Source organism: Solimonas flava DSM 18980 (genome assembly GCF_000426685.1).
GTDB classification, from domain to species: Bacteria; Pseudomonadota; Gammaproteobacteria; order Nevskiales; family Nevskiaceae; genus Solimonas; species Solimonas flava.
Genome location: NZ_AUFV01000008.1, coordinates 109,345 through 133,811, shown reverse-complemented (window position 1 = coordinate 133,811; position 24,467 = coordinate 109,345). Strand labels below are relative to the sequence as shown.

Below are 24,467 nucleotides of genomic sequence, written 5' to 3'. Positions count from 1 at the left end.
GCATGCTGACCCATCCGAACATCGATCCCGTCGCCGTCAAGCTCGGCCCGCTCGCCATCCACTGGTACGGGCTGATGTACCTGCTCGGCTTCTGGGGCGCCTGGCTGCTGGCGCTGCGCCGCGCGCGCCTGCCGCACGTGGCCTGGCCGCGCGAGCGCATTTCCGACCTGCTGTTCTACGTCGTGCTGGGCGTGATCCTCGGCGGACGCATCGGCTACATCCTGTTCTATTCGTACGACGCCAACGGGCACTGGCTGCCGGCGTCCGACCCGCTGATGATCCTGCGCGTCTGGCAGGGCGGCATGTCGTTCCACGGCGGCCTGATCGGCGTGCTGGTGGCGATGGGCGTGTTCGCGCGCGTGCAGAAGCTGCCGTACTTCGAAGTCGCCGATTTCGCCGCGGTGCTGACGCCGATCGGCCTGTTCACCGGCCGCATCGGCAACTTCATCAATGGCGAGCTGTGGGGCAAGCCGACCGATCTGCCGTGGGGCATGGTGTTCCCGCACACGGCGCCGGATTTGCTGCCGCGCCATCCGAGCATGCTTTACGAGGCCGGTCTCGAAGGCCTGGTGATGTTCGCGATCCTCTGGTGGGTCGGCAAGCGGCCGACGCCGCGCGGCGTCATCAGCGCGCTATTCCTGCTGCTTTACGGCTCGTTCCGCTTTCTCGTCGAGTTCGTGCGCGTGCCCGACGCGCAGCTCGGCTATCTGCATTTCGGCTGGCTGACGCGCGGCCAGGAGCTGTGTCTGCCGATGCTGGCCGCCGGCCTCGTCATCCTGGTCTGGGCGCTGCGCCGTGGCGCGGCGCCGAAGGCCGCCGGGAGCCGCGCATGAAGCCCTATCACGATCTGCTGCGCCGCGTGCTCGACGAGGGCGTCGAGCAGCAGGACCGCACCGGCGTCGGCACGCTGGCGACGTTCGGCGGGCAAATGCGCTTCGATCTCGCCGACGGCTTTCCGGTGGTGACGACCAAGAAGCTGCATCTGCGCTCGATCATCGTCGAACTGCTCTGGTTCTTGCGCGGCGACACCAACGTGCGCTGGCTGCAGGAGCGCAAGGTATCGATCTGGGACGAGTGGGCCGACGAGCACGGCGACCTCGGTCCGGTCTACGGCAAGCAATGGCGCGACTGGGTGACGGCCGACGGCCGTCACATCGACCAGATCAAGCAGCTGATCGAGCTGATCAAGAAGGATCCGGCTTCGCGGCGCCAGCTGGTCAGCGCGTGGAACCCGGGCGATCTGCCGAAGATGGCGCTGGCGCCGTGCCATTGCCTGTTCCAGACCTCGGTGTTGAACGGTCGTCTGAACCTGCAGCTCTACCAGCGCTCCTGCGACATGTTCCTCGGCGTGCCGTTCAACATCGCCAGCTACGCGCTGTTGCTGATGATGCTGGCGCAGCAGTGTGATCTCGAACCCGGCGTGTTCGTCTGGACCGGCGGCGACGTGCACATCTACAAGAACCATCTCGAGCAGGTGCAGCTGCAGCTGACGCGCGAGCCGTATCCGCTGCCGAAGATGATCCTCAAGCGCCGCCCGCCGTCGATCGACGCCTACGAGCTCGAGGACTTCGAACTGGTCGGTTACCAGGCGTACCCGCACATCAAGGGCGAAGTCGCGATCTGACGATGGTTTGGGCAACGGCCGCCGCCCGCAGCGGTGCGCGCCGGGGGGAGCGAAGCATGCGCAGCGTGAGTCTGGTCGTGGCGATGGACGAGAACCGGCTGATCGGTCGCGACAACGGCCTGCCGTGGCGGCTGCCGGACGATATGAAGCATTTCAAGCGCCTCACGCTCGGCAAGACCGTGCTGATGGGACGCAAGACCTGGGATTCGCTCGGCAAGCCATTGATCGATCGCGCCAACTGGATCGTGTCGCGCGACCCGGCGTTCCGGCCGCAGGGCGAGGGCGTGCGCGCATTCAGCTCGCTCGACGCCGCGCTCGCGGCGCACGAGGACGGCGAGCTGATGGTGATCGGCGGCGCTGAGCTGTACCGGCAGACGCTGCCGCTGGCGCGGCGGATCTATCTGACCGAGGTGCAGGCCCGCGTCGACGGCGGCGACGCCTGGTTCCCGGCTTTCGAGCGCGCCGATTTCCGCGAGGTCGAGGCCGTCTGGCATCCCGCCGACGAGCGACACGTGTATCCGTTCCGCTTCGTCACGCTGGAGCGGGTCGGCGGCTGAGGACCGGCGGTGCGGTCCGGCGGATGCGCGGTGCGCCTGCCAACGTTACGTTGACATGGCCTTGCTAGATTGTCGGTATCGGGGCCCGGCGGCGCGGCGATCCGCCGTTTCGCGGAGCGGGCACCGGAAGGTGGACGATGCGGCCAGGACCACGATGCGGACGATGGATGCGATACGCGGCGCGTTGCGCTGCCATCGTCGGCGCCGCCTTGCTGCAGCCGGCGGTGGCCGCTGATGCCGACGCCGAATCGGAGCCGGCGCCGGTTGTCCGCGAAATCGTTTTCGAAGGCAATGACACCACGCGGGCGGAGACGATGCGCCGCGAGATCAGCGTCCGCGTCGGCGAGCCGACGAGTCCGCGACAGCTCGAAGCGAGCCGCCAGGCGATCCAGGACCTCGGCCTTTTCAAGCAGGTCAGCGTGCGCACCGAGCCGCTCGACGACGGAATCCGCGTCGTGTTCCGCGTCGTCGAGCGCTACTACCTGCTGCCCTTGCCGCGCGTCGATGCCAAGAGCGACGGCCGCTATGCCTACGGCGCGCAGCTGCGCTGGGACAACGTCTGGGGGCTCAACCACGATCTGCGCGTGATCTGGCTCGAGGAGGACCAGAAGCAGCAGAACGTCGGCCGCGAATCGCAGTATTCGGCCTCGTACTCGATTCCGTTCATCGACGGCTCGCCGTACGGTCTGTCGGTCTATGGCGGCTACAGCACGCGGCCGGTCGACAACGACGACGGCAGCACCTACACGGAAACCTTTCACGACCTCGGCTTCACGGTCTCGCGGCGGCTCGGCGGCAGCGGTGCGCGGAGCCAGGGCTGGCGTCTGACGCTGGGCCTCGATTACAGCGTCCAGGACACCAGCGGCGACGCCGCGCCGCCGCCGTACGGCACGGCCTGGTCGCCGGACATCGCGATCCGCTATCGCGACTGGCACTACCGGATCTACAGCGACATCGGCGATCTGTTCAAGCTGAGCTACAGCTTCGCCAACGAGAATCTCGGTTCCGACTATCACTACGGCCGCATCGACAGCAGTTACGCGCACTTCATGCCGATCGGCAGCACCGACCACCAGACCCTGCATTTCATCGCCAGCGGCGGCTGGTACTTCGGCGGTCCGCGCGAGGTCCATCCGTTCGGCCTCGGCGGTTCCGATGCGTTGCGCGGCTACGAGGTCAATTTCCGCGAGGGCGACGCGTTCTGGCTGCTGCAGCTGGAGTTCGCGCGCCCGCTGTACACGCCGTGGCCGTGGCTGCGCGGCGTGGTGATCCTCGAATCGGGCAACGTCAGCCGCCAGGCCGAGCAGTTCTGGTTCGACAGCGCCCACACCAGCCTCGGCGTCGGCCTGCGCGTGCGCTTCAAGAACTTCGTCAACTTCGAGCTGGAGGCCGGTTACGCGATCCCGCTCAGCGGCGGCGGCGGCGGCCGCGTGTTCGCCAGCCGCGTGTAAGCAGCCCCGGCGCGACTGGCCGCAATGGCGAGCGGCGACTGTCGGCGCCGCGAACGGGCGCCGGCAGGCGCTTTGCTATGCTCGCGGCCCACACAACGACAGCGGGGACCGACATGGCCGATCTGAAGGCGGATTTCACCAAGGCGCAGGCGGAGGTCAAGACGCTGACCAAGCGTCCGGGCAATGACGACATGCTGTTCCTCTACGCCCATTACAAGCAGGCCGCCGAGGGCGATGTCAGCGGTTCGCGCCCGGGCATGCTCGACATGGTCGGCCGCGCCAAGTACGACGCCTGGGCCAAGCTCAAGGGCACCAAGGCCGACGAGGCGATGAAGAAGTACATCGACAAGGTCGCGGCGCTGCTGAAGACGCACAAGTAACGTATCCGTCGCCGGCGAAGAAGGCCCCCGCGAGGGGGCCTTCTTCGTGGCCGTCCGGTCGCGTGGCGGCGGCCGGCGCCGCGGTTCAGGGCCGGTATGGAAAGCATCGGTTACTACCGACGGGGTCGGTGCCCGCTCCATCGCCGCGCGGCGCGTGCGAGGGTGGATCGCCGGCAGACGGACCACAGCGAACGGAGGGATTTCGCATGATCAGAAACAGCATCAAGGCGGCCGTCGGGCTCCTGGCGATCACGGCTGCCTGGGCCGCGCCCGCGCAGGCCGCGAAAGCGAATCCGGCGGATCTGGCGCAGGCGGACAAGTTTCTCGCCGATCTGCCGCCGTCGTGCGCGGCCAGCAGCAAGGAAGTCGGCGCCGACGGCGCGGTCACCATTCGCATCCAGTGCAGTGGCAACGGCAAGAAGCTGAACGGACTGGTGGCGATCAAGGACGGCGTGGTGACGCGCGTCGAGTCGGTGGCGTCCCCAGGCTTGCCGCGCTCCGTCGCCTCTGCCTGCCGAGGCGGTGCCGCCGTCGCACGCTACCAGCGGGCCTCGACGCCGACGCCGAGCACGCGCGGGTCGCCGAGGATCGCGAAGCCTTCGTCGCGGGTCCAGCGGTACTGGATGTAGCTGCGGTCGAGCAGGTTGCTGGCGTAGGCATACGCGCCCCAGTGCGTCGCGTCGTAACCGAGCCGGGCGTTGACCAGCGTGCGTGACGACAGGCGACGGGCGTCGCTGCCGGTGTCGTTGTAGACCGCGCCGCGGTAGTTGGCGTTGAGGTTGGCGCGCCAGCCTTCGGCGAAGCGCCAGTTCGCGCCGACGGCGGCGGTCCAGTGCGGCGCATAGGCGAATTCGGCGCCGGAGTAGTCGTCGACCGAGACCGAGTCGCTGCTGACCTTGAATTCGTCGTACTTCGTCCGCGAATAGCTGGCCGAGGCATACCAGTCGAAGGCGCGGTCGACGCGGTGCGCGGCCTCGATTTCGACGCCGTACAGGTGCGCCTTGCCGGCGTTGACCGTGTTGTAGTCGTAGCTGTTGAGGCCGAAGTAGGCGGTCGCCTGCTTGTCCGTCCAGTCCACGTAGTAGACGTTGGCGTTGACCATGAGGCGCCGGTCGAACCACTGCGAGCGCAGCGAGCCTTCGTAGTTCCAGGTGTATTCCGGATCGTAGGGGAACACCTGGCTGCGCGCGGTGTTGAAGCTGGAGCCGCCGGAACGATAGCCGCGCTGCGCGACCAGGGCGGCCGACAGCTCGGGGTTCCATTCATAGCGCAGGCCCAGCTTCGGCAGGAAGGCGTTGAAGCTGCGCGTGCTGCGCGGCGTCGAGCCGGCGGCCATGCTGACCATGCCGGCGACCCCCTGGTTGATCTGGTCGATGGCCGGGGCATAGGCGCCGAAATCGTCGGGATCGGGATACGTGCCGGCGAACACGGCGGTGGTGTCGTTCGCCGTCGTGTAGCGGGCGCGGTCGTAGCGGAAGCCGGCGAGGACGAACAGCCGCTGCGTCAGCCGGTAGTGGCCGTCCGCGAAGATCGCAGCGTCCTCGGCGCGCGTCGGATTGAGGCTGCTGTAGTCGACCGGAATGACCGGCAGCGCGGTCGCGTACAGCGCCGCCAGGGACTCCGCCTGATCGGCCGGCAGGCCGCCGCCCTGCAGCAGCGACGAGATCGTCTGCGTCGGGGTCGTCACGTTGGTGCGGCTCGCCGTGTCGTTCCGCGTTTCGCGGCGCGAGCCGTAGAGGCCGACGAGGCCGGACAGGCGTTCGCCGCCGTAGCTCGCGCGCAGTTCCTGCGACCAGGTCTCGAAGTGCAGATCGCCCAGGCCGTAGCTCTCGCTGTCCGGCGACTGGTCGCCGTCGTAGTGGCGCAGCGAGTGGATCTGGTTCCAGGCGCTCACCGAGGCGAGCTTCCAGCGCGCGTCGAGCGCATCGTCGAGCGTGAGGCTGGCGATCCGGCCGCGCGTGGCGGTGTCGTTCGGCGCGTCGGCGGTGCTGACGCGGTGGCCGTCGTAGTCCGGGGTGTCGGTGCGGCTGTAGGTGTACAGGTAGGGACCGTCGTAGTCGCTCCACAGGTAGTTCAGCCGCGCCGTCAGGCCCGGCCGTGCGCGCGGCTGCCAGCGCAGCTTGCCGCGCGCGATCGTCGAGTCGATCGCGTCCTCGGGCCGCTGGCGGGTGACGTTGTCGACGAAGCCGTCGAAGTCGCGCCGCTCGACCGCGACGCGGAACGCCAGTTCGTCGTCGACGATCGGGCCGCCGCCGGCGAAGGCGAAGCGACGGTCGTCGGGGTCCGCATATTGCGCGCGGGCACGCGCGTCCCAGTCCATCGTCGCGTCCTGGCTGCGCAGCACGATGGCGCCGGCCAGCGCGTTCTCGCCCTGGATCGTCGACTGCGGGCCGCGCAGCACTTCGACCTGCGCCAGATCCCACATCGCGGTCGGGCCGGAGCCGGTGATCTCCGAGGGCAGGGCCGAGCCGTCGAGGTAGATCGTCGCCAGCGGCGAGCCGCCGGCGCCGTCGACGTTGCGGATGCCGCGGATCGTGTAGCCGGCGCTACCGTAGGTCTGACTCACGTTGGCGGTGCGGTTCAGGACGTCGGCCAGCTCCTGCAGGTTTTCCTGTTCGATGCGCGCCGCGGTGACGACGGCGACGCTGGTCGTCGTGTGCTGCAGCGTGCGGCCGCTCTTCTCGCCGGTGACGATGATGGTTTCGACCGGCGTTTCGCCGTCGCCGTTTCCGGTGACGGGCGGCGGTGCGGTGGCGTTTTGGTCGGCGCGCGCGGACGCGGCGGCGAGCGCGAGCAGGCACAGCGAGGAACGGACGAGGACAGGCGTGAGGCGCCGATGCGGCATGCGATGGACTCCGGCTGGAAAAACGGCGGAGGCATGGCAGCGGCTGTGCCCGATGGCGGCCGTCGCGAGGACGGCCGGGCGCGCACTGTAGCGTATCGATGCGCCGATTTGAATGCGGCCCGCTCAGGTTCGCGGGCCGCTGGCGAAAGCGACGCTGCGGCTTGCCTGCGGCGGCGGTCTGCAGTGCTCGCCGGCGGCGGTTTTCAGCGCGTTGCCGTGACGGCGGCGCGGACCGGCAAGGGCACGTTGCAGACGTCGATGCGGCCGGCCGGACGCCGGTACCAGTCGTCGCGGCGCTGACGGCGCGATTCGACGAGCGCGGCGAACGTGGCGGTGTCGGTGCGCAGCAGTTCGAGCGCCGGACGCTCGGCGGCCGGCAGGTCGGCGACCAGGCGCACGCGCGTCAGCGCCGGGCGCGGCTCGGCGTCGGTGTAGAAGCCGAGCGGGCCGCTGCCGCGCGGCAGCGCCGACAGGTGCTCCATGCCCTGCACGACGCGGCCGACGAGCGCGATGTTGCGGTCGAGCTGGCGCGGCGCCTGGCCGATGACGACGTAAAGCTCGCTGCCCGGGCCGGACTGCGGATCGTCGGCGCGCGCGGCGCCGACCATGCCGTAGCAGTGCGTCAGCCAGGCCTCGTCCGCGGCGCGGTCGCGCGCGGCCGGAAAGCCGTCGACGAAACCGGTTTCGGGCGCGTAGGTGTCGGCATCCGGCAGCACGTTGAAGGCGAGCCCGGCGGCGGCGCGCGTGAACTCGGGCGCCAGCCGCGCCGCGGCCTTGCCGAGCGGCCGCGCCCGTTCGTCGTCCGCGCCGAGCGGATCGCCCCACTGCGTCACGTAGCCGTCCTGCACGCGCAGGATCGCCAGGCCGTCGAAGTAGCGCGCCCGCACCAGGGTCTTGAGGTTGGCGACATGCGCCGGCGCGAAAGCCGGCGCCAGCTCGATGACGACGCGTCCGGCCGGCAGTTCGAGCAGCAGCGCGTGGTCGGCGTCGAGCGGGCGCCAGTCGGACGGCTGCGTGGCGTCGAGCACCTGCTGCAGCGTGCGCGACGGCGCGCTCGCGGTGTCGGGCGGCGGCGCGGCGGCGCCGGCGAGGCCGACGGCGAGCGCCGCGCCCGGGCCGATGACGGTGCGGAGGAGCGTGCGGGTGAGCCGGGGCAGGCGCATCGGGCGGACCTTCGGCAGGGGAAACGTTCAGCCGGCGTGGCGGCCGGCCCAGTCGCGCGCGAACTGGCGCGCGACGCGGCCGGAGCGCGAAGCGCGGTTCAGCGCCCAGCGCAGCGCCAGTTTCTCGGTTTCCTCGTCCCAGGCGGCATGGCCGAGCTTGGCGAGGTGCAGGCGCACGACGTCGAGATACTGCTCCTGCGTGAACGGCGGAAAGCTCAGCCACAGGCCGAAGCGCTCGGACAGCGAAATCTTCTCCTCGGTCGACTCGCCCGGGTGCAGCTCATCGTCGACCCAGTGGTACTCCTCGTTGTCGCGCTTCATCTCCGGCATCAGGTGGCGACGGTTGGAAGTCGCGTAGATCAGCACGTTCTCCGGCGGCTCCTCGATGCCGCCGTCGAGCGCCGTCTTCAGCGCGGTCAGCGCCGGATCGTTGGTGGCGACCGAGAAATCGTCGACGTACAGCAGGAAGCGCTCCTCGCGCCCGCGCAACGGCGCGACCACGTCCGGCAGGTCGATGAGGTCATGCACGGCCAGCTCGACGAGGCGCAGGCCCTGCGGCGCGAACTGGTTGAGGATGGCTTTGACGATCGACGACTTGCCGGTGCCGCGCGAGCCGGTCAGCAGCACGTGATTGGCCGGCTTGCGTTCGACGAACTGATGCGTGTTCTGCACCAGCGCCGCCTTCTGCCGCTCGATGCCGAGCAGCTCGTCGAGCGACACGCGGTGGACGAATTCGATCGGCTGCAGACGCTGCTGGTGCCAGCGATAGGCCAGGTGTTGGTTCATGCGCGGTAATCGGTTCCGGTCGAAGAGGAAAGGCTCGCGCGCCGGCGGGGCTTGCGACCGGCGGCCGGCGCACATCCTAAGCGTTGCCGCCGCGCGCGTCCTCCGCGAAGGCGGCAGGCAGCTTCGCGGATCGGACACGGCCGCGGCTGCACGCACAGAAAAGGCGGCGGACCTTGCGGTGCCGCCGCCTCCGCGCTGCGACGAAGCGCCTCAGGCCAGTTTCTTGTGGCGGGCGGCGCGGTTGACGCCCGGCTCGGAGCCGGTGCGGCGGCGGAAGTCGTCCTCGTACTCGCGATAGTTGCCTTCGTGCCAGATCACTTCGCCGGAATCCTCGAAGGCGAGGATGTGCGTGGCGACGCGGTCGAGGAACCAGCGGTCATGCGAGATGACCATGACGTTGCCCGGAAAATCGAGCACCGCTTCTTCGAGCGCACGCAGGGTTTCGACGTCGAGGTCGTTGGTCGGTTCGTCGAGCAGCAGCACGTTGCCGCCCTGCAGCAGCATCTTGGCCAGATGCACGCGGTTGCGTTCGCCGCCCGACAGCTCCTTGAGGCGCTTCTGCTGTGCTTCGCCCTTGAAGTTGAAGCGGCCGATGTAGGCGCGCGACGGCATCTCGAAGTTGCCGACGCGGATCAGGTCGTTGCCGCCGGCGATTTCCTGGAACACGGTGTTGTCGCCGTTGAGCGCGTCACGGCTCTGGTCGACGTAGGCGAACTTCACGGTTTCGCCGACCGTGATCTCGCCCTCGTAATCCTTGTCCTGGCCGGTCAGCATCCTGAACAGCGTGGTCTTGCCCATGCCGTTGGCGCCGATGATGCCGACGATCGCGCCGCGCGGCACCGAAAAACTGACGCCCTGATACAGGGTGCGGTCGCCGAATTTCTTGCTGAGGTTGTTGACCTCGATGACCTTGTCGCCGAGCCGCGGGCCGGGCGGGATGTACAGCTCCTTGGTCTCGCTGCGCTTCTGGTATTCCTGCGAGGCCAGCTCCTCGAACGCCTTGATGCGCGCCTTGCTCTTGGCCTGGCGGCCCTTGGGGTTCTTGCGCACCCACTCGAGCTCTTCCTTCATCGCCTTGGTGTGGGCGTCTTCCTGCTTCTGCTCGGTTTCGAGGCGCTTTTCCTTCTGTTCCAGCCAGGAGGAGTAGTTGCCCTGCCACGGAATGCCGTGGCCGCGGTCGAGTTCGAGGATCCAGCCGGCGACGTTGTCGAGGAAGTAGCGGTCGTGGGTGACGGCGATGATGGTGCCCGGGAAGTCCTTGAGGAACTTCTCCAGCCAGGCGACCGATTCGGCATCGAGGTGGTTGGTCGGCTCGTCGAGCAGGATCATGTCCGGCTTGCTCAGCAGCAGCCGGCACAGCGCCACGCGACGGCGCTCGCCGCCGGACAGCTTGGTGACGTCGGCGTCCCACGGCGGCAGGTTCAGCGCCTCGGCGGCCTTGTCGAGGATGACGTCGATGTTCTCGGCGTCGGCGGCGGCGATCTTGGCTTCGAGGTCGGCCTGCTTGGCGGCGAGCTTGTCGAAGTCGGCGCCTTCCTCGGCGTAGGCGGCGTAGACGGCGTCGAGGTCCTCCTTGAGCTTCAGCACCTCGCCGAGTGCTTCCTCGACGTTGCCGCGCACGGTCTTGTTCGGGTCGAGCTTGGGCTCCTGCGGCAGGTAGCCGACCTTCAGGCCCGGCATCGGCCGCGCCTCGCCGACGTAGTCCTTGTCGACGCCGGCCATGATGCGCAGCAGCGTCGACTTGCCGGCGCCGTTGTAGCCGAGCACGCCGATCTTGGCGCCCGGGAAGAACGACAGCGAGATATCGCGCAGGATTTCTTTCTTCGGCGGCACGATCTTGCCGACGCGATTCATCGTGTAGACGTACTGGGACATAAGGCGCGGATATCTCGGAGAAGGAGTGCGAAAAAGGGTGGGAATTGTAGCGGATCGATATGGGGGCAGGCCCTCAGGCGGACAAGACCATGCAAGACCATAATCGCGAAATGAAAGCCGGGGCCGGCATCGGGCGGATGCTGCTGGCGGTGCTCGCCGCCGCCGCGCTGCAGCCGGCGCAGGCCGAGGTGTACCGCTGTGTCGTCGGCGGCGTCACGCAGTTCAGCGACCGGCCGTGCCAGGCCGGCGACGCGCCGCTGCCGGTGCCGCCGGCCAACGTCGTGCCGGCCGACCGCGCCGCGGCGCCGCTCGCCGAACAGCACGACCGCCGCGTGCAGGCCTCGCGCAAGGCACGCGCCGAGGAAGACGCCGCCTGGCGCCAGGACTACGAGGCGCGTACGGCCGAAGCCGAGCGCCTGCGCGCCGCCCGTGGCCGTGGCGAGGTCGTGCGCGGCATGAGCGCCAATGACGTGCGGCGCCTGCTCGGCACGCCGGCGAAGATCGACAGCGATCGCGATGCCAAGGGCCTGCGCGAGCGCTGGAGCTATGCCGATACCGGCGCCGGCCGGGTGACCGTGACGCTGCGCGACGGCGTCGTCAGCGACGTGCGCCGCAGCCGCAAGAAATGACGAGGAAACACGCAAGAAAATGAACGCTTCGCAGTCCCCCGTGAGCTTTGACGATGTGCGCCGCGCCGCGCAGGTGATCGCCGGCCAGATCGTGCGTACGCCGTGCACGCGCTCGCGCGTGCTGTCGAAGATCACCGGCGCCGAGGTCTGGATCAAGTTCGAGAACTTCCAGTTCACCGCCTCGTTCAAGGAACGCGGTGCGCTCAACAAGCTGGCCAGCCTCAGCGAAGCCGAGCGCGCCGCCGGGGTCGCTGCGATGTCGGCCGGCAACCACGCGCAGGGCGTCGCCTATCACGCCACGCGGCTCGGCATCAAAAGCGTCATCGTCATGCCGGGCAACACGCCGTTCACCAAGGTTCGCAACACGCGCGAACTCGGCGGCGAGGTGATCCTGCACGGCGAGACCCTGGCCGATGCGCAGGCTTTCCTCGAGACCGAGCTGATCGGCAAGCGCGGCATGACGCTGGTCCATCCGTACGACGATCCGTACGTGATTGCCGGTCAGGGTACGGTCGCGCTGGAAATGCTCGAACAGGCGCCGGAACTGGACACGCTGATCGTGCCGGTCGGCGGCGGCGGCCTGATCTCCGGCATGGCGATCGCCGCGCACGGCGTCGATCCGGCGATCCGCATCGTCGGCGTCGAGTCGGCGGCCTATCCTTCCGCGTATGCGGCGCTGCAAGGCGACCTGTCGCTGGTCAAGGGCGGCCAGACGATCGCCGAGGGCATCGCCGTCAAGAACATCGGCCACCTGACGCTGGCGATCATCCGCGAGCACGTCGCCGAGCTGATGCGCGTCGACGAGCAGGCGATCGAGCGCGCGATCGGCCTGCTCGCCTCGATCGAGAAGGTCATCGCCGAAGGTGCCGGCGCCGTCGGCCTGGCGGCGCTGCTGACCGATCCGGCGCGCTTCGCCGGCCGCCATGTCGGCCTCGTCGTCTCCGGCGGCAACGTCGACACGCGCCTGCTCGCGTCGGTGCTGCTGCGCCAGCTCGTCAACGAGTCGCGGCTGATCTCGCTGTCGATCGTCATCGAGGACCGGCCGGGCTTTCTCGCCCGCGTCGCCGGCCGCATCGGCGAGTCGGGCGGCAACATCATCCAGGTCCACCACGAGCGCCTGCACCGCGGCCATGCCAAGGACGCCACGCTTGAGGTCATGGTCGAGGCTCAGGACGAGGCGCACGCGCGACAGATCTTCGACGATCTCGCCGGCGCCGGCTTCTCGGTGCGCAAGGGCGCCGGCGGCATGGAGTTCGAGTAGACCCCGGCGTCAGCGCCCGCCCTTGCGCGTCGCATCGTCGGCGACGCAGGTCTTCAGCGTCGCGATCAGCCAGTTCAGCGCCGGATCGTGCGCGCCGGCCTGCTTGCCGAGCACGGCGATCTCGTATTCCGGCAGATCCAGCGGCACCGGGCTCTGTGCCAGACCGAGTGCCGCGCACCAGCGCCGCGCGATGAAATCCGGCACCGTCGCGAGATAAGGCGCGTCGCGGACCACGAACGGCGTGGTCGCGAAATGCGGACTCGACAGCACGACCGTGCGCTGCCTGCCGACGCGCGCCAGCGCCTCGTCGAGATGGCCGCTCAGGCTGGCGCTGAACGACGTCAGCACATGGCGGTGGCGGATGAACTCGGCGAGGCTCAGCCGGGCGCCGCGCGGCCGGATATGCCGGGCGTCGTAGATCGTCACGAAGCGCCAGCGGAACAGCGTTTCATGATGCAGGCGCGGACCGGCGCTGCGGTGTGCGCCGATCGCCAGCTCGATCTCGCCGGCGTCCAGCATGGCCGCGGCGCGCGGCGTGTCGGCGGCGCGCGTGATGATGCGGACGCCGGGCGCCTCGCGCGCGAGGCGCTGCATCAGCATCGGCAACAGCGTGATTTCCAGCGAATCACTGAGCCCGAGCCGGAACACGTGACGGGCCTGCGCCGGCTCGAAGCTCGGTTTCTGCATCAGCCCGCTGTGCAGCGCGGCCAGCAGCGGTTCGATCAGCGCGGCGAGTTCCAGCGCCCGCGGCGTCGGCTCGACGCCGTGCGGCGTACGCACGAACAGCTCGTCGCCGAGCGCGGCGCGCAGACGCTTGAGCGCGCCGCTGACCGCCGGCTGGCCGAGGAACAGGCGCTGCGCCGCGCGCGTCACATTGCGTTCGAGCAGCACTGCGCGGAAGACCAGTAGCAGGTTCAGGTCGATCTTCCTGAAATCACGTTCGATGATGTTGTTCATACGGTCAAACGATTGGCCTGATGGCAGCCTAGCACCGAGCATGGCCGGCAACGCTTCCCCGACCGGAGACCGAAGATGGACATCAGGGGCAGGAAGATCGTGGTGATCGGCGGTTCGTCCGGCGTGGGGCTGGCGGCGGTCGGGCAGTTCGCGCGCGACGGCGCCGAGGTGATGGCCGTCGCGCGCAACCGCGAGCGGCTCGCATCGGCCGTGGCGCCGCTGGCCGGCGCGGTGCGGATTCGTGCGCTCGACGGCGGCGACCGCAAGGCGCTCGACGCGCTGTTCGCCGAGATCGGGCCGGTCGATGACGTCGTGCTGTCGCTGAGCGGCGGCGAGGGCGCCGGCGAGTTCCGCACGCTCGATCTGGCGGCGCTGCGCCGCGGCTTCGAAGCGAAGTTCTGGGCGCAGGTCGAGGCGGCGCAGGCCAGCGTGCCGGCGCTGCGCGCCGGCGGCAGCCTGACGTTCATTACGTCGATCTCGGCGCGTATGGCGAATCCCGGCACCGCCGGACTGGCCGCCATCAATGGCGCGATCGAAGCGATGATCGGCGCGCTGGCGCGCGAACTGGCGCCGCTGCGCGTCAACGCGGTGTCGCCGGGCGTGATCGAGACCGCGTGGTGGGATCGCGTGCCGGCGGCATGGCGCGATCAGGTGTTCGCCGAGCAGCGGCGCGCCTCGCCGGTCGGCCGTCTCGGCCAGCCGCAGGACGTCGCGCACGCGATCCGCTTCCTGATCGAAAATCCGATGATGACCGGCGCGATCCTCGAATGCGACGGCGGCATGCGCCTGCTGTGAGTGCAACGGCCGCGCGGCCGGATGGCGCCGTCGGCGGGTGTCGCCGACAATGCGCCTCCGCGGCCGGAAGTCCTGTCATGAGCAAGCGTCAGTTGAACCTGTTCGAATCCGCCGTCAGCCGCGCCCGCGTCATCCGCCAGGGCGATATCGTGCAGGTCGTCATCGACGGCGGCGGCGCGTTCGTGACCTTCACGCAGGAATTCCATCAGGCGCAGAAATGGGCTGCGGCGAAACCGGCGACCGGCAACATGGTCACCGACCGCGGCCGCCTGTTCGAGCAGATCGGCACGCTGGTGTCGCGGCCGGGCAGCATGGTCAGCACGCGCGGCCACGGCAAGTACGTCGAAGCGCTGGTGCGGGCGATGAACCAGGCCGGCTACGAGATCTCGGAGTGGATGCTGCCGCCGGAGCTGAAGAAGATCGCGACCGCGCACTTGCAGCCGTCGGCGACGCGGCGCGCGGCGGACGACGCGGCCCCGGCGGCCGGGCCGGACGAAGACAACGACGGGGAGGCGGACGCTAGCGTGCCGCCGCCGCGTGACGACGAAAGCCGCGGCGGCCGAGCATGACCGACAGCAGGCCCGCGGCGGCGATCAGTGCGACCACGCCGGGCCAGCCGGCCGCGCTCCACAGCGGCGCCGGCAGCACGCCGCCGACGCTGCCGCCGAGGTAATAGCTCGTCACGTACAGGCCGACCGCGGCGCCGCGCGCGGCCGGCATCGCCTCGCCGACGAAGGTCGTCGCCGCCGTCTGTGCGAAGAACAGCCCGGCCGAGAACAGGATCAGCCCGACGATCACCGCCGCCAGCGACGGCAGCAGCGTCACGCACAGGCCGGCGATCGCCGTCGCCCAGGCCCAGGCCAGCACGGTGGCGTGGCCGTAGCGGTTCAGCAGGCGGCCGGACCACGGCGTCGTCAGCATGCCGACCAGGTAGACCGTGAAGATCGCCGACAGGCCGCCGGGACCGAGCCCGAACGGCGGCTCGGCAAGGCGCAGCGAGACGTAGGTGAAGCCGGCGACCAGCGCGAACAGCAGCGCGAAGCCGGCGGCGTAGACGCTGCGCAGCGCCGGCGTCGCGAGCAGATCGGCGAGCCGCGGCCGCGCCTCCCGGCCGGCGCGCGGCCGCGCGCGCTCGGGCGTGAGCCAGGCGTAGATCAGCGCGGCCAGTGCCAGCTGCAGCACGGCCAGCGCGACGAAGCCCCAGCGCCAGCCGGCGAATTCGGCGACCAGTCCCGACAGCAGCCGCCCGGAGAAGCCGCCGCCGATCGTGCCGGCGACGTACAGCGCGGTGATCGGCCGCGCTTCCAGCGGCGGCCACTCGTCGGCGGTGTAGGCGACCGTCACCGCGAAGATGCCGGGCAGCGCCAGGCCTTCGAGCAGGCGCGCGGCGACCAGCAGCGCCGGCGTCGGCGCCAGCGCCGACAGCAGGCTCGGGATCACCGCGAGGAAGGCGGCGAGCACGATCACGCGGCGGCGGCCGAGACGGTCGGCGAGCTGGCCCATGAACGGCGCGGCGAGGGCGACGCCGGCGGTGCCGGCCGAGACGATGGCGCCGGCCATCGCCGCGTTCTGGCCGACGAAGTGACGCAGCAGCGGCAGCAGCGACTGCGGCGCATACAGGGGCACGAACGCGGCGGCGCCGCAGAGGCAGACGGCGACGCGACGGCGGTCCATCCGGACAGGCTCCAGGCAAAGGCGGCGCGCACCGTACGCCGAGGCCGGGCGCCTGTCCAATCGGCGAAGCCTTGACCGTTGGCGAGGCGCACGGCAGGGTGGTCCGGCGACGCGGTCGCGCCGCGCGGCGCCGACTCCCGCACCCGCACGAAAGGTGAACGAGGCATGCGTATCCTGTTCTTCAGCGCCCGCGAATACGACCGCCGGGCCTTCGAGGCCGCCAATGCCGGCCGCCACGAACTGCGTTTCGTCGAGGCGCGGCTGGCGCCGGAGACCTGGGCGCTGGCCGACGGCTTCACGGCGTTGTGCACCTTCGTCAACGATGCGCTCGACGCGCCGGCGCTGCGCGAGCTGGCGCGCCGCGGCGTGCGGCTGATCGCGCTGCGCTGCGCCGGCTTCAATCAGATCGATCTGCGCGCCGCCGAGGATTGCGGGCTGACCGTCGTGCGCGTGCCCGAATATTCGCCGCATGCGGTCGCCGAGCACGCCGTCGGCCTGATCCTGACGCTGAACCGCAAGTTCCACCGCGCCTACAACCGCGTGCGCGAGAACAACTTCCTGCTCGACGGTCTCGAAGGCTTCGACATGTACGGCAAGACGGTCGGCGTGGTCGGCACCGGCCGCATCGGCCGCGTCTTCGCGCACATCCTGCGCGGCTTCGGCTGCCGCATCCTCGCCAGCGATCCGTATCCGGCGCCGGCGCTGCTCGACGAGGGCGTGCACTACGTCGAGCTGGCCGAACTGCTGCGCGAGTCCGACATCGTCTCGCTGCATTGCCCGCTGACGCCGGATTCGCATCATCTGATCGACGAGGCCGCGCTGGCGCGCATGAAGCGCGGCGCGATGCTGATCAACACCAGCCGTGGCGGCCTGCTCGACACCGAGGCGGTGATTCGCGCGCTGAAGAGCGGCCAGCTCGGCGCGCTGGGCCTCGACGTCTACGAGCAGGAAGGCGATCTGTTCTTCGAGGATCTCTCGTCGACGGTCGTCGCCGACGACGTGTTCCAGCGTCTGCTGACGTTTCCGAACGTCGTCATCACCGGCCACCAGGCGTTCTTCACGCGCGAAGCGCTCGCCGCGATCGCGGCGACCACGCTCGCCAACGTCGACGACGTCGAGCAGGGCCGGGTCTGCGCGAACCGCCTGACGCCGGCGCTGCTGCGGCCGGCGCACTGAGCGGTACCCGCCGCCGCCGGGCGGATCGGCGTCACTGGCGTACCTGACGAGCCGACGGAGGGCACGTGGACCTGAGCCGCCGCAGCGATGCCGACATTCTCGCCGTCGCCGATCCGATCATGGACAACCTGATGCAGGCCTCGACCGCGATCGACTACGAGCGGCACGTCCGCTCGCGCGGCACGATGCCGGCTTTCTCCCATTTCTCGTAGTGCGGTTCCATTTCGTCGGCGAGGAAGCGGCGGATCGTGTCGCGCCAGTTGGCGAGTTCGGCGGCGAGCGGTTCGGCGGCAGTCATGACGGGCGAGTGGAGACGGGAAAGGTGCGGCCCGCATGGTCGGCCGCGCCGCGGCTGGACGCATCACCGGATCGCAGTGGGTCGCCCGCCGCATGCGCCGTTTCTTCAAGCGGCGGCGGCGCTTGCAGGCGACGCTGTGCATCCCGTGATGCGGATATCGACCATGAAAACGTTGCTGCAATACGTTTATGCGCCACTGCTGTTCTGCGCCAGCCTCGGCGTCGCTGCGTATGCCATCGGCGTGCGCGGCCTGGCGCCGGTCTGGCTGCTGCCGCTGTTCGGCGCGGTTCTGGCGTGCTCGTTTCTCGCCGAGGCGTGCGCGCCTTACGAGCCGCGCTGGAACCGCGATCACGGCGATCGCGGTCGCGATCTGCTGCATGCCCTGGTCAACGAGCTGTCGAACGGTCTGGCACTGGCGGCGATCCCGCTGGTCGCCGCGTCGTTGCCGGGGCAGGGCCTGGCCGTCGGTCGGGTGCTTTGGCAGGCGCCGTTCGCGGTGCAGCTGCTGGCGGCCATTGTCGTCGCCGATCTGGGCATCACGCTCGCGCACTGGCTCAGCCACCGCGTGCCGTGGCTGTGGCGCCTGCATGCGGTGCATCACAGCGTGCGCCGCCTGTACGGGTTCAACGGCCTGATGAAGCATCCTCTGCACCAGGCCGTCGAGGCGCTCGCAGGCATCGCGCCGCTCCTGCTGATCGGCATGCCGGCGGACGTGGCGGCGGTGCTGGCTTTTGCGATCGCTGTGCAGCTGTTGCTTCAGCACAGCAACGTCGACATGCGCATCGGCGCCTTGCGACACCTTGTCGCCTGGGCACCGGTGCATCGCTATCACCATATTCGCTACGGCAAGGCCGGCGATGTGAATTTCGGCCTGTTCTTCACGGCCTGGGATCATCTGCTGGGCACGGCATTCGACGCTCGCGGCCATCGGCTGTCCAGCGAGGATCTCGGCATCGGCAGCCGCCCGGACTATCCCGACGGCTATTGGGCGCAGCTCGTCGAGCCGTTCCGATCGCGCCGCGAGCAGCCGTCGCCGCCTCCGCCGCCGGGACTGTGCCGCAGCCGGTCGATCAGCTGACGAACTCGACGTGCAGGCCGGCCAGCGTGCGGTCTGCGCGGACCCCGAACAGTTCGCGCATGACGCGCGAGAAATGCGCCGAATCGGCGAAGCCGGCATCGTGTGCGGCGACGGTCAGCGCTCGCCCCGTCAGCGCCAGCTGCAGCGCCAGCCGCAGGCGGCGCCAGCGCACGAGGCGACGCACCGACAGGCCGACTTGCGCGGAAAACAGCCGTTCGAGCTGGCTCAGCGACAGCCGCACGCGACCTGCCAGAGCGCCGGCATCGACCTTGCCGCTGAGCATGGCGTCGATCTCGGCCAGCGCGTCGTCGATGCGCGCGTCGACGGGCGCGCGGCGCGGCAAGGCCTGCAGGGTGCCGAGCAGGGCGGCGCTGTCCGGTGGCGGGGCGATGGCGTCGAGCGTCGCGGCGTCCAGACGCAGCGGCTCGGCATAGATGACGTGCAGCGCCGCGGGTGCCGAGACGATGGCGTGCGCCTGCTGCGATCTGATCAGCAGGCGCGTACCCGCAAGACGCCGACCGTCGATCGCGATCTCGATCGGTGCGTCGTCCGACAGCAGCAGCTGATGCGCATAGTGCGCATGCGCCGCCGTCGTGCCGGCCCGGCCATGCAGCAGCGCGAAGTCGCGCGCCAGATGCAGCGTGCCGGACCAGGTTTCGCTCGTCACGGCACGCTGCGCACGATCTCAGCGGCCGACCAGCGCGCGCGCGATGACTTCCTTCATGATCTCGTTGGTGCCGCCGTAGATGCGCTGGATGCGCGCGTCGGTCCAGTAGCGCGAGATCGGGTATTCGGTCATGTAGCCGTAGCCGCCGAACAGCTGCAGACAGGCGTCGACGACGCGGCCTTCCATTTCGCTGGTCGCGAGCTTGATCATCGCCGCGGTCGGTACGTCGAGCCGGCCTTCCGCGTAGAGCCGGCGGCACTTCTCGTAGTAGGCGCGGTGCACTTCGACGTCGGTCTTGATCTTCGCCAGCTCGAAGCGCGTGTTCTGGAAGCTCGACACCGGCTGGCCGAAGGCCTTGCGCTCGCGCACGTATGCGATCGTGCGTTCCAGCGCGCCCTCGGCGTGGGCGACGGCGGCGACGGCGAGCATCAGGCGCTCGCGCGGCAGCTCGTCGATCAGATGGCCGAAGCCGTTGCCGACGCGGCCGAGCACGGCGTCAGGGCCGAGCGGCACGTCGTCGAAGAACAGCTCCGAGGTGTCGGCTGCGTGCATGCCGATCTTGTCGAGGTTGCGGCCGCGGCGGAAACCCGGCAGATCGGTATCGACGAGGAACAGCGTGGTGCCCTTGGCGCCGGCCTTCGGGTCGGTTTTGGCGGCGACGATGACGACGCCGGCGTGCTGGCCGTTGGTGATGAAGGTCTTCGAGCCGTTGAGCAGCCAGCCGTCGCCGTGCGGCGTCGCCGAGGTCTTGATCGCCTGCAGGTCGGAGCCGGCGCCCGGCTCGGTCATCGCCAGCGCGCCGAAGCATTCGCCGCTGACCATGCGCGGCAGGTACTGGCGCTTCTGCGCCTCGCTGCCGAGGTGCAGGATGTACGGCGCGACGATGTCGGAGTGCATCATCATGTTCGAGCACAGCGACATGTAGCCGAGCCGCGCCGCTTCCTCGTGGATCGCGAACGCGAACTCCAGCGGCGCGCCGCTGCCGCCGTACTCGTCCGGCGTGTCGACGCAGAGCAGGCCGGCGGCGCCGAGCTTGTGGTACAGCGCCTTCGGCACGATGCCGTCCTTCTCCCATTGCTCGTAGTGCGGCTCGACCTCGTCGGCGAGGAAGCGGCGGACGGTGTCGCGCCAGTCGGAGAGTTCGGCGGCAAGCGGTTCGGCGGCGGTCATGGCAGGCGGGCGGATGGCAGGGAGAAAAGGGAGAAAAGGGAGAAAAGGGAAAAAGTGGCGTGCGCCGCCGATGTTCGCGCAGGACGGGCGGCGCGGCATCCCCGGATCGCAGTAGCCGGGCCGGCCGGCGCCTACGCCGACTGCGCGGCGGGCGGCGAGGACAGCGCGAGGCGGTCGGCGGCGAGCGTGCGGTTGCGGCCGCCGTGCTTGGCCTCGTAGAGCGCGAAGTCGGCGCGCTTGATCAGATCGGTGCTGTCGCGGCCGGCGCGGTGCGTGGCGACGCCGATGCTGACGGTCAGCCGCATCGTGCGGCCTTGTACCTCGAACGGCGTGCGCTCGATCGCCAGGCGGATGCGCTCGGCGATCTCGACCGCGGCGTCGATGCCGACCCCCGGCCACAGCAGCAGGAACTCCTCGCCGCCCCAGCGTGCGCAGATGTCGTCGGTGCGCAGCTGGCTGCGCAGCATGGCGGCGATGCGCACCAGCACCTGGTCGCCGGCGTCGTGGCCGTGGGCGTCGTTGATCTGCTTGAAATGGTCGACGTCGAGGAGCGCCAGCGAGAAGCCGGAGTCGCGCCGGTGTTCGGCGGCCTGCAGTTCCTCGAGCATCAGACGCCGGTTCGGCAGGCCGGTGAGGGCATCGTGCGTCGCCGAGTTGCGCAGATCGCGCGCCAGCTCCCGCTGCATTTCCTGGTAGCGGTCGGAAATGCGCGCGATCTTCGCCAGGCGCCGTTGCTGTTGCTCGTTGCGGGCGCTGAGCAGGCGGTTCTCCTGCATCACCGCGGTCTGGTAGCGGTCGGAGATCCAGGTCAGCCGTGCGACCTGCTCGCGCTGCTCGCGGTAGGCCTGGTGCAGGCGCTCCAGCGCGTCGCGCAGCGGATGCCCGCCGTGGCGCGCGTCGGCGAGCAGCGCGCGGACTTCTTCGTCGAGTCGGTCTGCGTCCTTCATCCGGCTGTCGGTTCGGCGATGATCTCGAACGCGAAGCTGCAGTCTTCCTTGAACTCCTCGGCGAGTTCGGCGACGCGCAGGTTCTGCTGATCGTAGTACCAGTGGACCGAGACCCGGCGGCCGGCACGGTGCGCGGCTTCGAGCAGGTCGAAGAGATCCATCATCGCCTTGACGCTGCTGGTGTTCAGGTACAGCAGGTACAGGTCCACGGCCAGCGCCCCGGTTTCGGCGAGGCGCCGCTCGGCCCATTCGATGATCGGTGCGAAGAAGGCGAAGGAGTTTTCCGGATAGGAATCGCCGCGCATCGTCAGGCGGCCGGCGCCGGCGTCGGCGCTGATCGCGGGCGTCGACTGCGTGGCGGCAATCTCGATGTTCGTCATGGTCTGGATTCCTCGCCCTCAGATCACGACGCGCAGGCTGAAGAACTGCCGTGAGTCGCCGGGAATGTCGCGCAGCGAGCAGGACAGCGGCGCGCTGGCCTTGCGCGCGATGTCGATCAGGCCGAGGCCGGCGCCGCCGCCCGGCGTCGGCTCGCGACGCAGTTGCTCCTTGTAGGCCGTTTTCAGCTGGGTCTTGTCCATGACTTTGAGTTGCTCGATTCGTGCCACCAGCGGTCCGGCGTCGGCGGCCTCGATGTTGTTGCCGGCGAGGATCTCGTAGCGGTGCTCGTCGTTGCGGCCGATGACCACGGTCGCCGACGCGGCGGCGTCGTCGTAGCCGCGGCTGCGGGCATAGCTGCGGATATTCTGGGTGATCTCGATGTAGCAGGCGAAGACGTCGGCCAGCGCCGAGCTCGTCGCGGCGTCGCTGGCCAGGTAGGTGCGCAGCGCGTTGCCGATCTCCTCGATCAGGCCCTGCGAGAACGGGCCGTTGAAGCAGAGCAGGATGCGCTTTTCGTCGTAGCTCTGCCGCATCAGTCGGAGATCGTCATGATTCATGGGCGTCGTCTCGTGAGGCTGAAGGAGGGAAGGGGGCGTCCGGCGCGGCGAAGCCGAGCACGGTGATGTCGTCGCGCTGCGGCCGTCCGCCCTGCCAGGCTTCGAGTGCGGCGACCAGCGCCGCGCGCTGCGCGGCCAGCGGCTGTCCGGCCTCGGCGAGCAGAGCGTCGCGGAACGCATCGCTGCCGAAGCTGTAGCCGCGCGGGCCGCCGGCCTGATCGAGGAGTCCGTCGCTGCACAGATAGAAGTAATGATACGGCGCCAGCGCGCATTCATGGTTCGAGAAAGCGACCCGATGGCGGTCGCCGACCGCCCGGCGGTCGCCGCGCAGCTCGTCGACGCTGCGGCCGTCGCTGCGGTAGAGCGAGGTTTTGGCGCCGGCGAAGCGCAGGCGGCGGCCGCGCAGGTCGACGTAGGCGAGGCCGGCGTCCATGCGCGTGGCGATGCGGGCGTCGCCGGCGGCGGCGAGCATCGCGCGGACGCGCTCGTCGAGGCGCTGCAGCAGCGCCGCCGGATCGCGCAGGCCGAGTTCGTCCACGGCGATGCCGAGCGCGGTGTGGGCGATCATCGTCATCAGCGCGCCCGGCACGCCGTGGCCGGCGCAGTCGATGATGCCGATCAGGAAGCCGTCGGCGTCGGCCTGGAACACGTAGAAATCGCCGCCGACCACGTCGCGCGGCCGCCACAGCACGAAATGCCGCTCGCCGAGCCGTTCGCCGAGCGCGCGACCGGGCAGGATCGCGTCCTGGATCAGGCGCGCGTACTGCAGACTGTCGTCGAGCTTGCGCGAGGCGATCGCCATCTGCTCGTTGAGTTCGCTCAGCTCGCGGGTGCGCGCGGCGACGCGCGCCTCGAGCATCGTGGTGTGTTCGCGGATGCGGGCCGCCATCGACGCGAAGGCCGTGGTCAGCTCGCCGATCTCGTCGTGGCCGTGCTCGGGCAGTTCGAGCGCGTAGTCGCCGCGGCCCAGGCGCCGCGCCGAGGCGGTCAGCTGCAGCAGCGGGCGCAGCACGATGCGATGCACGGCGACGATGATCGCCAGCATCAGCAGCGCGAGCAGCAGCAGACCGGCGAGCGCCAGCGGCAGCCACTGCCGTGTCGTCACGACGCGCGCCGCCGCCGGGTCGACCGCGGTGGTGACCAGCCAGTGCAGGTCCGGCGCGTACGCCAGCGAGACCAGCTGGCGACGGCCATCGAGCCTGACTTCGACCGACTGGATCGCGTCCGGCGCGGCGACGGCGGCGGCGATCGCCGCGTGCAGCGTCGCGCGGTCGGCGTCGCTGTCGAGCAGCGTATCGATCGAGCGGTGCAGCATGCGGGTGCCCGTGCCGCTGCCGTCGGCGATCAGGCGGCGGTCGGGATGCGCCTGGATGCTGCCGTCCGTCGCCAGCAGCATCGGCGTCACGCCGGCGGCCGCGCCCTCAGTCAGGTGACGGATGAAAGTCGTCAGATCGAGGCCGGTGCCGGCGGCGCCGAGCACGCGCGTGCCGTCGCGGATCACCAGGTTGATCCAGACCTTGAACAGGCCGAGGCCCGGATTGAAGTCGACGTTCAGGTCGGCATCGCGGGGGGCGGCGATCAGCGTGAAGTACCAGCCGTATTCGCTGCGCGCGGCATCGAGCACGTAGCGCGGCTGATCGCTGAAGGCGGTGCGGCCGTCGTTGAACCAGTAACGGTGCGAGCGTTCCGAGGCGATGAAGTAGGAATGATCGGCGAAGGCGCGCCGGTAACGCTCGGCCTCGGCGAAGAACATGGCGCGCTTGTGCGGATCGTCCTCGTCGCGCAGCCAGGCGCGGGTGATCTCCGAGTCGGCGAAACGCTGCGCCAGCGCCAGTTCCTGCGCGACCGGCGCGACGATGCGCAACTTGTTGTATTCGGTGGTGCTGCGCGACAGCGCCAGACCCTGGCTGCGCTCCATCGCCTGCAATGCCGCCAGTCCGGCGGCGAGCGCGAGCGCAAGGACCACCAGCACGCACAGCGCCAGCGCCAGCGCCGAGCGGCCGCGCAGGCCCAGGCGCCGTCGCGGGCGGGGGCCGTCGGCCGGCGGCGACGGCGGCCCGGCGTCGGTCGGACGGCGGGCGGTCTCGTCGGGCGGCACACGTGCGGGGGGCTGGCCGTAGTCGCTGGCGATCATGCGCTGATCCTGGGGGGAGCGAGCCGTCGACTGTATCGGCGACCGGCAAGTGCAGACACTAG

26 protein-coding genes are annotated in these 24,467 nt (G+C 69.8%); 13 read left to right on the top strand and 13 right to left on the bottom strand.

Annotation, left to right across the window (positions count from 1 at the left end; genetic code table 11):
- Nucleotides 1-2 precede the first annotated feature (2 nt).
- The 6 genes from lgt (at nt 3) to K343_RS0109605 (ending at nt 4,641) form a co-directional block, all read left to right on the top strand.
- Nucleotides 3-833, top strand: coding sequence for a prolipoprotein diacylglyceryl transferase (gene lgt, locus K343_RS0109630; protein ID WP_028007899.1), 831 nt, complete (start codon nt 3-5; stop codon nt 831-833).
- Nucleotides 830-1,624 carry a thymidylate synthase gene (locus K343_RS0109625; protein WP_028007898.1) on the top strand — a complete coding sequence of 265 codons (795 nt, stop codon included), beginning with the start codon at nt 830-832 and terminating at the stop codon, nt 1,622-1,624. The genes lgt and K343_RS0109625 overlap by 4 nt, the downstream gene beginning before the upstream one ends.
- 56 nt (nt 1,625-1,680) lie before the next feature.
- The gene (locus K343_RS0109620) at nt 1,681-2,181 is read left to right on the top strand and encodes a dihydrofolate reductase (RefSeq protein WP_028007897.1); all 501 of its coding nucleotides are present in this window, start codon (nt 1,681-1,683) and stop codon (nt 2,179-2,181) included.
- A 224-nt stretch (nt 2,182-2,405) separates the two neighbouring features.
- Nucleotides 2,406-3,632 (top strand): POTRA domain-containing protein, encoded by a 1,227-nt coding sequence (locus K343_RS0109615; protein ID WP_161628873.1) that lies wholly within the window; start codon nt 2,406-2,408, stop codon nt 3,630-3,632.
- A 113-nt stretch (nt 3,633-3,745) separates the two neighbouring features.
- Nucleotides 3,746-4,012 (top strand): acyl-CoA-binding protein, encoded by a 267-nt coding sequence (locus K343_RS0109610; RefSeq protein WP_028007895.1) that lies wholly within the window; start codon nt 3,746-3,748, stop codon nt 4,010-4,012.
- 206 nt (nt 4,013-4,218) lie between these two features.
- Nucleotides 4,219-4,641: a hypothetical protein gene (locus K343_RS0109605; RefSeq protein WP_028007894.1), complete on the top strand. Its 423-nt coding sequence runs from the start codon at nt 4,219-4,221 to the stop codon at nt 4,639-4,641.
- Here the strand turns inward: K343_RS0109605 and K343_RS0109600 are convergent.
- The 4 genes from K343_RS0109600 to ettA all read right to left on the bottom strand — a co-directional run bounded on the left by K343_RS0109600 (nt 4,551) and on the right by ettA (nt 10,681).
- A complete protein-coding gene (locus K343_RS0109600; RefSeq protein ID WP_084615804.1) occupies nt 4,551-6,857 on the bottom strand; it encodes a TonB-dependent receptor in 2,307 nt (768 codons plus the stop codon). The genes K343_RS0109605 and K343_RS0109600 overlap by 91 nt on opposite strands.
- Nucleotides 6,858-7,060: 203 nt before the next feature.
- Nucleotides 7,061-8,020, bottom strand: a complete 960-nt coding sequence (locus tag K343_RS0109595) for a peptidylprolyl isomerase (RefSeq protein WP_051278117.1) — start codon at nt 8,018-8,020, stop codon at nt 7,061-7,063.
- Nucleotides 8,021-8,047: 27 nt separating this feature from the next.
- Nucleotides 8,048-8,881 (bottom strand): ATP-binding protein, encoded by an 834-nt coding sequence (locus K343_RS0109590; protein ID WP_436278815.1) that lies wholly within the window; start codon nt 8,879-8,881, stop codon nt 8,048-8,050.
- 135 nt (nt 8,882-9,016) lie between these two features.
- Entirely contained in the window at nt 9,017-10,681 is a 1,665-nt protein-coding gene (ettA, locus tag K343_RS0109585; protein WP_028007890.1) for an energy-dependent translational throttle protein EttA, read from the bottom strand.
- Between the two features lie 89 nt (nt 10,682-10,770).
- Here ettA and K343_RS23365 point away from each other — a divergent pair, with 89 nt between their 5' ends.
- Nucleotides 10,771-11,310: a DUF4124 domain-containing protein gene (locus tag K343_RS23365; protein ID WP_161628872.1), complete on the top strand. Its 540-nt coding sequence runs from the start codon at nt 10,771-10,773 to the stop codon at nt 11,308-11,310.
- Between the two features lie 19 nt (nt 11,311-11,329).
- A complete protein-coding gene (locus tag K343_RS0109575; protein ID WP_028007888.1) occupies nt 11,330-12,571 on the top strand; it encodes a threonine ammonia-lyase in 1,242 nt (413 codons plus the stop codon).
- 9 nt (nt 12,572-12,580) lie between these two features.
- Here K343_RS0109575 and K343_RS0109570 read toward each other — a convergent pair whose 3' ends face one another.
- Nucleotides 12,581-13,528, bottom strand: coding sequence for a LysR family transcriptional regulator (locus K343_RS0109570; protein ID WP_028007887.1), 948 nt, complete (start codon nt 13,526-13,528; stop codon nt 12,581-12,583).
- Nucleotides 13,529-13,603: 75 nt separating this feature from the next.
- Between K343_RS0109570 and K343_RS0109565 the strand changes: the two genes are divergently transcribed.
- Together K343_RS0109565 and K343_RS0109560 are read left to right on the top strand one after the other, a co-directional pair.
- On the top strand, nt 13,604-14,323 hold the full coding sequence (locus K343_RS0109565; RefSeq protein WP_028007886.1) for an SDR family oxidoreductase: 720 nt from the start codon (nt 13,604-13,606) through the stop codon (nt 14,321-14,323).
- Between the two features lie 77 nt (nt 14,324-14,400).
- Nucleotides 14,401-14,892: a hypothetical protein gene (locus K343_RS0109560; protein WP_028007885.1), complete on the top strand. Its 492-nt coding sequence runs from the start codon at nt 14,401-14,403 to the stop codon at nt 14,890-14,892.
- Here K343_RS0109560 and K343_RS0109555 read toward each other — a convergent pair.
- Nucleotides 14,843-15,997 (bottom strand): MFS transporter, encoded by a 1,155-nt coding sequence (locus K343_RS0109555; protein ID WP_051278115.1) that lies wholly within the window; start codon nt 15,995-15,997, stop codon nt 14,843-14,845. The genes K343_RS0109560 and K343_RS0109555 overlap by 50 nt on opposite strands.
- Nucleotides 15,998-16,162: 165 nt before the next feature.
- Here K343_RS0109555 and K343_RS0109550 point away from each other — a divergent pair, with 165 nt between their 5' ends.
- Nucleotides 16,163-17,173 (top strand): 2-hydroxyacid dehydrogenase, encoded by a 1,011-nt coding sequence (locus K343_RS0109550; RefSeq protein ID WP_028007883.1) that lies wholly within the window; start codon nt 16,163-16,165, stop codon nt 17,171-17,173.
- A gap of 65 nt (nt 17,174-17,238) precedes the next feature.
- The gene (locus tag K343_RS24855; protein ID WP_154662499.1) at nt 17,239-17,385 is read left to right on the top strand and encodes a hypothetical protein; all 147 of its coding nucleotides are present in this window, start codon (nt 17,239-17,241) and stop codon (nt 17,383-17,385) included.
- On the opposite strand, the gene K343_RS25290 is transcribed toward K343_RS24855, so the two are convergent.
- On the bottom strand, nt 17,328-17,471 hold the full coding sequence (locus K343_RS25290; RefSeq protein WP_084615802.1) for an acyl-CoA dehydrogenase family protein: 144 nt from the start codon (nt 17,469-17,471) through the stop codon (nt 17,328-17,330). The genes K343_RS24855 and K343_RS25290 overlap by 58 nt on opposite strands.
- A 163-nt stretch (nt 17,472-17,634) precedes the next feature.
- Here K343_RS25290 and K343_RS0109540 point away from each other — a divergent pair, with 163 nt between their 5' ends.
- Nucleotides 17,635-18,549 carry a sterol desaturase family protein gene (locus K343_RS0109540; protein ID WP_028007882.1) on the top strand — a complete coding sequence of 305 codons (915 nt, stop codon included), beginning with the start codon at nt 17,635-17,637 and terminating at the stop codon, nt 18,547-18,549.
- Here the strand turns inward: K343_RS0109540 and K343_RS0109535 are convergent.
- The 6 genes from K343_RS0109535 to siaA all read right to left on the bottom strand — a co-directional run bounded on the left by K343_RS0109535 (nt 18,542) and on the right by siaA (nt 24,405).
- Entirely contained in the window at nt 18,542-19,216 is a 675-nt protein-coding gene (locus K343_RS0109535; RefSeq protein ID WP_028007881.1) for a helix-turn-helix domain-containing protein, read from the bottom strand. The genes K343_RS0109540 and K343_RS0109535 overlap by 8 nt on opposite strands.
- Before the next feature lie 18 nt (nt 19,217-19,234).
- On the bottom strand, nt 19,235-20,386 hold the full coding sequence (locus K343_RS0109530) for an acyl-CoA dehydrogenase family protein (RefSeq protein ID WP_028007880.1): 1,152 nt from the start codon (nt 20,384-20,386) through the stop codon (nt 19,235-19,237).
- Nucleotides 20,387-20,517: 131 nt separating this feature from the next.
- Nucleotides 20,518-21,333: a biofilm regulation diguanylate cyclase SiaD gene (gene siaD / locus K343_RS0109525; protein WP_028007879.1), complete on the bottom strand. Its 816-nt coding sequence runs from the start codon at nt 21,331-21,333 to the stop codon at nt 20,518-20,520.
- Nucleotides 21,330-21,713, bottom strand: coding sequence for a biofilm regulation phosphoprotein SiaC (siaC, locus tag K343_RS0109520; RefSeq protein ID WP_028007878.1), 384 nt, complete (start codon nt 21,711-21,713; stop codon nt 21,330-21,332). The genes siaD and siaC overlap by 4 nt, the downstream gene beginning before the upstream one ends.
- Before the next feature lie 18 nt (nt 21,714-21,731).
- Nucleotides 21,732-22,271 carry a biofilm regulation protein kinase SiaB gene (gene siaB, locus K343_RS0109515; RefSeq protein ID WP_028007877.1) on the bottom strand — a complete coding sequence of 180 codons (540 nt, stop codon included), beginning with the start codon at nt 22,269-22,271 and terminating at the stop codon, nt 21,732-21,734.
- Complete coding sequence (gene siaA / locus K343_RS21565; RefSeq protein ID WP_084615801.1) at nt 22,261-24,405, bottom strand: biofilm regulation protein phosphatase SiaA; 2,145 nt, start codon at nt 24,403-24,405, stop codon at nt 22,261-22,263. Before siaA ends, siaB begins: the two co-directional genes overlap by 11 nt.
- Nucleotides 24,406-24,467: the final 62 nt, after the last annotated feature.

Bases quoted from the DNA above. Each gene is read 5' to 3' on its own strand.
- K343_RS0109555 (WP_051278115.1), bottom strand. From the start codon at position 15,997: ATGGACCGCCGTCGCGTCGCCGTCTGCCTCTGCGGCGCCGCCGCGTTC.
- siaB (WP_028007877.1), bottom strand. From the start codon at position 22,271: ATGAATCATGACGATCTCCGACTGATGCGGCAGAGCTACGACGAAAAG.
- K343_RS0109590 (WP_436278815.1), bottom strand. From the start codon at position 8,881: ATGTGCGCCGGCCGCCGGTCGCAAGCCCCGCCGGCGCGCGAGCCTTTC.
- K343_RS0109540 (WP_028007882.1), top strand. From the start codon at position 17,635: ATGAAAACGTTGCTGCAATACGTTTATGCGCCACTGCTGTTCTGCGCC.
- K343_RS0109620 (WP_028007897.1), top strand. From the start codon at position 1,681: ATGCGCAGCGTGAGTCTGGTCGTGGCGATGGACGAGAACCGGCTGATC.
- K343_RS0109575 (WP_028007888.1), top strand. From the start codon at position 11,330: ATGAACGCTTCGCAGTCCCCCGTGAGCTTTGACGATGTGCGCCGCGCC.
- K343_RS0109570 (WP_028007887.1), bottom strand. From the start codon at position 13,528: ATGAACAACATCATCGAACGTGATTTCAGGAAGATCGACCTGAACCTG.
- K343_RS0109560 (WP_028007885.1), top strand. From the start codon at position 14,401: ATGAGCAAGCGTCAGTTGAACCTGTTCGAATCCGCCGTCAGCCGCGCC.
- K343_RS0109605 (WP_028007894.1), top strand. From the start codon at position 4,219: ATGATCAGAAACAGCATCAAGGCGGCCGTCGGGCTCCTGGCGATCACG.
- lgt (WP_028007899.1), top strand. From the start codon at position 3: ATGCTGACCCATCCGAACATCGATCCCGTCGCCGTCAAGCTCGGCCCG.
- K343_RS0109550 (WP_028007883.1), top strand. From the start codon at position 16,163: ATGCGTATCCTGTTCTTCAGCGCCCGCGAATACGACCGCCGGGCCTTC.
- siaC (WP_028007878.1), bottom strand. From the start codon at position 21,713: ATGACGAACATCGAGATTGCCGCCACGCAGTCGACGCCCGCGATCAGC.
- K343_RS0109625 (WP_028007898.1), top strand. From the start codon at position 830: ATGAAGCCCTATCACGATCTGCTGCGCCGCGTGCTCGACGAGGGCGTC.
- K343_RS0109565 (WP_028007886.1), top strand. From the start codon at position 13,604: ATGGACATCAGGGGCAGGAAGATCGTGGTGATCGGCGGTTCGTCCGGC.
- K343_RS0109600 (WP_084615804.1), bottom strand. From the start codon at position 6,857: ATGCCGCATCGGCGCCTCACGCCTGTCCTCGTCCGTTCCTCGCTGTGC.
- K343_RS0109610 (WP_028007895.1), top strand. From the start codon at position 3,746: ATGGCCGATCTGAAGGCGGATTTCACCAAGGCGCAGGCGGAGGTCAAG.
- ettA (WP_028007890.1), bottom strand. From the start codon at position 10,681: ATGTCCCAGTACGTCTACACGATGAATCGCGTCGGCAAGATCGTGCCG.
- K343_RS25290 (WP_084615802.1), bottom strand. From the start codon at position 17,471: ATGACTGCCGCCGAACCGCTCGCCGCCGAACTCGCCAACTGGCGCGAC.
- siaD (WP_028007879.1), bottom strand. From the start codon at position 21,333: ATGAAGGACGCAGACCGACTCGACGAAGAAGTCCGCGCGCTGCTCGCC.
- K343_RS0109595 (WP_051278117.1), bottom strand. From the start codon at position 8,020: ATGCGCCTGCCCCGGCTCACCCGCACGCTCCTCCGCACCGTCATCGGC.
- K343_RS23365 (WP_161628872.1), top strand. From the start codon at position 10,771: ATGCAAGACCATAATCGCGAAATGAAAGCCGGGGCCGGCATCGGGCGG.
- K343_RS0109530 (WP_028007880.1), bottom strand. From the start codon at position 20,386: ATGACCGCCGCCGAACCGCTTGCCGCCGAACTCTCCGACTGGCGCGAC.
- siaA (WP_084615801.1), bottom strand. From the start codon at position 24,405: ATGATCGCCAGCGACTACGGCCAGCCCCCCGCACGTGTGCCGCCCGAC.